Source organism: Haladaptatus ordinarius (genome assembly GCF_054177595.1).
In genome coordinates, this window is record NZ_JBPEHH010000150.1 from 1 (window position 1) to 7,258 (window position 7,258).

Here is a 7,258-nt window from a genome sequence, read left to right on the forward strand (position 1 = left end):
AACTGAGCCCGGTTCTCTTTTTTTGTCGACGGCCGAATCGATCCGTCGAACCGTGTAAGAGTATCTTCAGCCGACGTCAGGAGGATTGGTGAGGCAAAATTCTTAGACAGGCTCTTCTATGTGTGAAATAGCCGTTGAGTAGTGATGCGGACCTACTAGAGGGATTTAACGTACTTATTATTATTTTTATATATCTCCATCGAACTTGATTTTTTCTGTACTAAGCCGTTCGAAGTCCTGCGACTCGTAAAATCCCACACCCACCTCGTTTTCAGCAAGGATGGACAACCGGAGTTGGTTTCCTCCCTGTGTGCATCATCGTTCGTTGACGATGGCCCATCGAATGGGTTGTTCCTCGTTATACGCGAAAATCAAGTGTGTCAGTATGATGATCAGGGGGCGGTCTATGAATGATATTCTCGCAGCAATACATTAGTCTGAGTGTCCTGCTGTGATCGCTCGCTGGACTGTAGATACGGTCAAGGTGAATCGGCTATTATATCATAAATTCAATGATTTATAACCTTCCATCGAATCAAAAAGATTGACTATTCTTCACAGCTGAGGATATCGCCCGCACACTCCTCGGGGACGAACTCACATGGCCGAGGAACGTCGCGACTTCGAACAAGCTACTCAACTGGACACTGACCAGTTTTTCCAGGAATGACCTCCTCCTCGCCGTAAACGGTGAGGCTTCCCACGGCACCGCACCGCTGGTTTGGGATATTTGCTGGTTGACGACCTATCGGTATGACAGACCGATGGCGGGGCCCCACCGCCGTTACTCCTATCCCGGCATGGGACTCGGAGTTATCTTGCTGACCGAGACACCACAGCGGTTCGAGAGGGTGTCTCGAACGTTCTGGGCCTCGGAGTCCCGATATTGTGCAATTGAGTGGGCGGTGTGACCGCCTCGGTGTCCGTCATATTATGAACCGATACTACTTAAATATCCGTAGTAGTGTCGATGCGTGGTTTGTGAAAGAGTTGTCGGATTCACTCCCGCCGTAAACGGCGGGATTCTCTCCTAACAGACAGATAGACTGTGGTGACTGCCTTGACGACCGACTCCTCCCGCCATAGTTAGTGGTTACTCGTTGTTTTGCAGTGCAGCTGCAATTGCTTCGAGTTCTGCCTTCCGGAAGGGTTGTGGCGTCTGGTCCGGATTATCATCGTCCAGTTCGCCGGCTTTCCAGAGGATACCAGCCCGCATCTGGGGTTTGGAGGGCAAATTGTGGGTGTTGATATCGTAGTTTACGGTCGTACAGATTGCAGCAAGGGCTTCTTTGGTGAAGGACGTTGATTCAATCCGTTCGTGTCTCCCGACAGCCTGTCGAATTTCGTTTCGAAGTTCGTTGACGGTTTGTGTCATAGGGACACTGGTGATGGGAATTGTTGTGTAGGTTCTGGTTTCTGCTGTGATCAAGCGTTCCTCGTTTCTTCTTGGATGATGAGAGAACAAAATCCCAGGCGAAACTATATACTCTTCCTTCTCGGTCTAGGTTCCCAGCAGAGGACTGATGATGAGAGACGATCTCAAAGATGATTTTGCCCTCTCAGAGGACGTTGCGTACCTCGATGCGGCGAATATCGGGCTTGTCCCGGAACCAGTCATCGAAACGGCGACGGAGAACTTCGCGGACATCGCTCGCGGTGGCAGTCGGGAACTAGACGAACAACGGGAGGCGATGGTCTATGACGGTCTGCGAGAGGAAAGTGCAGCCCTGTTCGGCTGCACTCCTGACGACGTTGCCATTTTCAGTAGTACGACGGAGGCGCTCAACATAATCGCCTGGAGTCTCGATTTGGGGAACGGGACGATCATCTCGACTGATGTCGAATTCCCCAGCGTCACTTATCCCTGGATGCGGATTGCCCAAACCCAGGATTTAGACGTGGTGCTCGTCGAATCCGAAAACTGGATTGTTCCAGAGGAAACGTTGCTCAGCCGAATTACGGCAGATACTGAGGTCGTCGTCTTGAGCCATGTGGAGTACCTCACGGGCCAGCGGTTCGACCTCCAACGCATCATCGAACACGCGCATGAGATGGGGGCGATTGTCGTCGTCGATGGCATTCAGGCTGCAGGATACCTCCCGGTAGACCTCCTGGAGATGGGCGTGGACGTCTATATCACTGGAAGTTACAAGTGGTTGCTTGCTCCCTTCGGCGCCGCAGTAGCATATATTGACGAGAATCTTCAGACAAAACTTGACCCCGCTTTCGTGGGCTGGCGGTCAGTCGAGGAGATGTGGGATCTCGACGCCACGACCCTCACGTATGCACCCTCAGCACGAAAGTTCGAGTACAGCACGAGTGCCTACGACGTCAAACTCGCGATGGCAGAATCAATCAAGTATTTGCGATCGATTGGGATCGAGAACATCTACGACCACAATCGAGAGTTGGTCACAATGTTGCGCCAGGAAGTACGCACCATCGACGGGACGGAAATTATTTCCCCGGGAACTGAAGGATCTCGCCTTACGTTCACTGTCGATGATATGGAGGGTGCTAAGATCGAACGGCGCCTCCAGAATCTGTCCAGGCCGATCGAGGTCAGCATCCGATCGGGGTTGATTCGGGTCTCACCCCATATTTACAACACGGAAGCCGACATCCGGTACGCAGTTGACCAATTCAGGGAGATTCTGGAAGGTCACTGATGGCCACCGAGCGGAACGGCCCCGTAATCAAGAATTTCAACAGCCCTATCCCGGTCTGATTCGTTAATCGGTGCTACTGGAAACCGGGATATTTAAGTAGCAATATGAAACACATTGCTGTACGTTTTCTCGCGTGAACGATTACGCGAAGCGTGTTCGATAATGTTACTTACGCTCGAGTCACTACTGCAATTAGAGACTGGTGCACAGCTTCTGAAACAACTACAACTTCTGATTTCTTCCATGGGGCCAGCGCTACTCATGCCGATAATTATCTTATCACTCGGCGTAGTTGTTCGATTACCGATACTCACCTCGATACGATCTGCCCTCCTCGTTGGCGTTGCATTCGTCGGTATATTTGCAGTCTTAGAGTTTGTATTAGGCCCGATTGGGGAAACCGTCCAAGCGCTTGCAGCGGTTTGGGAGCTGAATCTCATCGGGCTTGATATCGGATGGGCTCCTGTTGCAGGATTCACGTGGACAATGGGAGCGACTGTCCTTGTAATCCCGCTTGGGTTCGGAGTAAACCTTCTTTTGCTCGCATTCGGATGGACTCGTACCCTTGATGCTGATATCTGGAACTATTGGCAATGGGCGTTCAATGCAGCTGTTATTTATTTGATTACTGGAAACTGGGTACTGGGGCTTGCTGCTGCGATCATCACCGAGATAATCGTCCTGAGACTTGCTGATTGGACATCTGAACTCGCGCAAGAGTATTTCGACATCCCGGGGGCGAGTCTTCCACACGCACAGAGCGTTCTCCAAGCACCATTTGCATTCGCCATAGACCGGTTCCTTCGGTCGCTTCCAATCCTCGGCACACTGAACGCGAGTCCTGATGCTCTCGAACAACGTATCGGCACTCTCGGGAACCCGATTGGTTTGGGATTTCTCGTTGGACTGTTCATCGGTGTGCTTGCTCAACAGGCAGTGCTTGAAACGTTCCGAACAGCGATGTACGTCGCTGGGCTGTTAACGTTACTTCCCCGAATGGTTGAACTCCTCGTCGAGGGACTTGAGCCGCTAGTTGAACAAGCATCCGCTCGTGTGAACGGAAGCGAGCGGTTCGGAGGAGAAGAGGTTGTAATTGGTATTGATGCAGGAGCGATTGTGTTCGCGGACACGACGGCTGTTGTTGCTGGACTCCTACTTATCCCGTACGCACTCGGGCTCGCATTTATCCCCGGTGTTGTCGTCATGCCATTAGCGGATCTCGTCACGCTACCAGTGTTCTGCATGTGGGCCGCAGCAATTAGTCACGGGAATCTCGTTCGGACAGTCATCAGCGGTGGAATCATGACGACGATCGTCACGATTGCAAGCACACTCCTCGCGCCCTACATCACTGAAATGGGCCACATAACTGGCGGACTCCAGTCCATCGATACGAACGGGTCTCAACTTGTCTCGGCACTGAGTGTGGGCGGAAACTGGTGGTCACTCGGCCTCTTTGCCCCGTTAGGGATTCCGGATGACGTTAGCGGAATGGTGGCTATTGGAGGGGTTATAGCTGCGTGTTTTGCGTACATCTGTTATCGGTGGACAAGAGAGATGCCAACCATGGTGGCTGCTAACGGCGATGGCAAGAACGGAGAAGACTCCGAGAGTTCGACAGCGAACCAGCCAACGAAGACGTATGGACGATGAATCTGATCGCCAGGACTGACGACACTGACTTCGTCCCGGTCGTGTCCGGGATACAACGATACAGCCCTACCGAATTCCCAACGCTCGGATCACCCTCTTCTTTGTAGGAAGTCCATCGAACAAGTGCATATGTCTATTACGAACCACACCCTGGATGCGCTCGAACGTGACAATGTCGTTGTTGGCGCATGGCTCCTGTCCCAAAGTCCACGTGCGGCCGAAGTACTCTCACAGACGAGTATCGACTGGATCGGTATTGATACTGAACACGCTCCATACTCCCCTGAACGCGTTGAAGCCCTTGTCCGGGCAGTGGAGCCGAATGCCACGCCACTCGTGCGACTTCCTTCCGTTGAAGCAGCGACCTCCGGCGCAGCGAAGCACGCTCTCGACTCCGGTGCACAGGGGGTGATCGTTCCAAATGTCGAGAGTTCTGTTGACGCCGAAAATATTGTTCAAGCGACGCATTTTCCACCAACGGGTGAGCGTGGTGTCGCTGGTACCACACGAGCAAACGGATACGGAGAGAACTTCGACAACTATGTCACTGGTGCGAACGATGAAACACTCGTTGCCATTCAAATCGAATCACCCACTGCGATTGAATCTGTTGAAGAAATTCTTGCAGTCGATGGAATTGATGTCGCTTTCATCGGGGAAAATGACCTTTCAACCGCACTTGGCTATCCGGGCGAAACGGATCATCCAAAGGTAAAGCGGACTGTCGAGCGAGTACTGGACGTCGCGATGAAAAACGATGTGTATCCTGGCATTGCTGGTCGAACACCAGAAATACAAGCTGAGCGCTCTGCTCGGGGATTCAAGTTCTTCCTTCTTGGAGCTGATTTGAGCTTTATGCGTAGTGGCATCGAGGACTATCTGCTCGAATAGGCGAATGATCTCAGTAGCAGTGATTAGTACACTGACGGCGACCCGTGACGGACGAGAGACTGGACGATAATTTTGCAATCTGTTGATTTATTCACTCTTGGGGGAATCGCTACGTCACGAAACGATTGGATAAAAAACGCGATTTTAAGAATCTCATCAGGGCAGAACTGCTCGAATGCGAGTTCGCCGAGATTCCCGATCCGTTTGACGTCTACTTTGTCGCAGCCTTGGGAATACTCGAGATCCGATTCCCCGACGAAAGCAGGGAAATGCGGGGCATTCGAATACAACGATCTCTGTCCCGACTCGCGGGCGTGAACATGCCATACTGTACAAATCGTGGCCACGAGGAAGAGACAGACCACCGCTATTGCGGGAGGTATAGGGCGACTCGATGACCAATAATGACCTAAACACCGTCCAACTGAGATTCGACAAGGAAAGACTCACCAAACGACGACTGAGCGTGGGTCACTGAATGACGAACACACCGTCGACCGCTATTCTCGTCGAACGAACCTGGTCAAGAGGACGGAAATATGAGCGAGTAGCGTCAATTACAGATGCCGACCTATTTGCCGTTAGTGAACTTCACGAGATCATATTCACCGTCTACATGATTGACCACGCTATTATAGTAGCCAAGATCCCCTTCCTGTTCTAGTTGCTCGAGGATTGCGTAATCACGGGATGAAATAGCTGCTTGCATCTCATCACGCTCCATTGGCGATACCCATTGTACGTCTCCCTCGTCACTTTTTGAAATTGTCTCGTCATCGGTCGTTAGCGTACAGATGTGCATGAGGAGGTGATGTTGAACGGCACCTTCGTCTTGAAGCAGTTCAGAGACGACACCGACGTGACGATGGAAGGATGCGTCAATGGCTGCTTCTTCGGCGAGTTCTCGCTCAGCGGCATCGGCGAGATGCTCATCTGGTTCGACTTTACCACCTGGAATCGACCAGTAGCCAGCGTATGCTCCACGAGCACGCTTGATGAGGAGTATTTCATCGCCCTTTCGGACGACAGTGGAAACGACGGAAAGTGGACTTGCCATAACAGAGAGGGATAGTTTGATAACAAATAACTGATGGTTCTCTCGAACAGATTCGATATTCTTGATCGGCACCACTACTTGTTAAGATGATTCTAGAATACCCGTCGAAGAACCTGCTTAAGTCCAGTATCGACTTCTGATGCTTGCAAGATCTTGATTTCATTATCAAGCTGTTCGTCGAGCGAGGCAGTTTCCTCTTCGAGGTCTTGAATGACTAACAGTCCATTCCATCCATCACCAAAGTAGTCCTCTGTGTACGCGTCATCGTCATAGACAAACGCGTCATCCTGCCGGAGAAAGGCCAGATATTCGAGCGTCTCTTTGATTCCTTGGCGGATCGTCCCCGTGTTCGTGCTGTTTTTCACTTCGGTGATGAGGTAGTCGTAGTCACCATCCGGATGAGCGATTTCAAGGACGATGATATCAGGCCGGCCAGTATGTGTTTCGAATGATCGGTCCTGGAAGTACTCGTTCGCGATGTCGAACCCCGTTGTATGGACTTTTTCCGTCCGTGAGAGACCATCCTGGGTGTTGTCTGGGAGTGCTCGGAATGAGAGACCGCGGTCTCTGGCAGAGTTGTCGTGGTAGACGGTAATTTCCGTGCCACGATCGTTTGTGAGATGTGCGATCTCCTGACGATCCGTTTTGATGGTCTCGAACTGAGCGTTCGTCTCGTGGAGGTCTTCGAGCGTTGCGATAAATCGAAACAACACGAACAGTTCGAACAGCGTCTCGTCATCATCGGGTGTGATCGCTGTTTCACGAAGCAGTACCTCCAATTGCTCGCGGTCGCCGTCAAACAGTTGTCGGCGTTGGGTGAGCAGTGTCGGTACTTCCCAACCGATGTGAGAACTGAAGCTAAAGCGTTAGTCTAATTAGGAAGATGTCTGGTTGAGTGAATGTGTTCAATATCCCTCAGCCAGACGGTGTTCTTTCGGACTCGGACGTGAAAGATCTAGCGGAAGACGTTATCTGTCAGCTGCCATTG

6 protein-coding genes and 1 pseudogene are annotated in these 7,258 nt (G+C 51.5%); 3 read left to right on the plus strand and 4 right to left on the minus strand.

The window, feature by feature from the left end:
- Window positions 1-1,093 precede the first annotated feature (1,093 nt).
- Window positions 1,094-1,375, minus strand: coding sequence for a hypothetical protein (locus ACR3FF_RS24680; protein ID WP_458190775.1), 282 nt, complete (start codon window positions 1,373-1,375; stop codon window positions 1,094-1,096).
- Between the two features lie 151 nt (window positions 1,376-1,526).
- Between ACR3FF_RS24680 and ACR3FF_RS24685 the strand changes: the two genes are divergently transcribed.
- The 3 genes from ACR3FF_RS24685 (at window position 1,527) to ACR3FF_RS24695 (ending at window position 5,213) form a co-directional block, all read left to right on the plus strand.
- Window positions 1,527-2,669 carry an aminotransferase class V-fold PLP-dependent enzyme gene (locus ACR3FF_RS24685; RefSeq protein ID WP_458190776.1) on the plus strand — a complete coding sequence of 381 codons (1,143 nt, stop codon included), beginning with the start codon at window positions 1,527-1,529 and terminating at the stop codon, window positions 2,667-2,669.
- 243 nt (window positions 2,670-2,912) lie between these two features.
- Window positions 2,913-4,322, plus strand: a complete 1,410-nt coding sequence (locus tag ACR3FF_RS24690; protein ID WP_458190780.1) for a PTS transporter subunit IIC — start codon at window positions 2,913-2,915, stop codon at window positions 4,320-4,322.
- Between the two features lie 129 nt (window positions 4,323-4,451).
- Window positions 4,452-5,213, plus strand: coding sequence for an HpcH/HpaI aldolase family protein (locus ACR3FF_RS24695; protein WP_458190777.1), 762 nt, complete (start codon window positions 4,452-4,454; stop codon window positions 5,211-5,213).
- Window positions 5,214-5,374: 161 nt separating this feature from the next.
- Here ACR3FF_RS24695 and ACR3FF_RS27485 read toward each other — a convergent pair.
- From ACR3FF_RS27485 to ACR3FF_RS24705, 3 genes and pseudogenes are all read right to left on the minus strand, one after another.
- Window positions 5,375-5,503 (minus strand): annotated as a pseudogene (locus tag ACR3FF_RS27485) (DUF7961 domain-containing protein); the annotation flags it as partial.
- Window positions 5,504-5,784: 281 nt separating this feature from the next.
- Complete coding sequence (locus tag ACR3FF_RS24700; RefSeq protein ID WP_458190778.1) at window positions 5,785-6,342, minus strand: NUDIX domain-containing protein; 558 nt, start codon at window positions 6,340-6,342, stop codon at window positions 5,785-5,787.
- Window positions 6,343-6,362: 20 nt separating this feature from the next.
- On the minus strand, window positions 6,363-7,049 hold the full coding sequence (locus ACR3FF_RS24705) for a hypothetical protein (protein ID WP_458190779.1): 687 nt from the start codon (window positions 7,047-7,049) through the stop codon (window positions 6,363-6,365).
- Window positions 7,050-7,258: the final 209 nt, after the last annotated feature.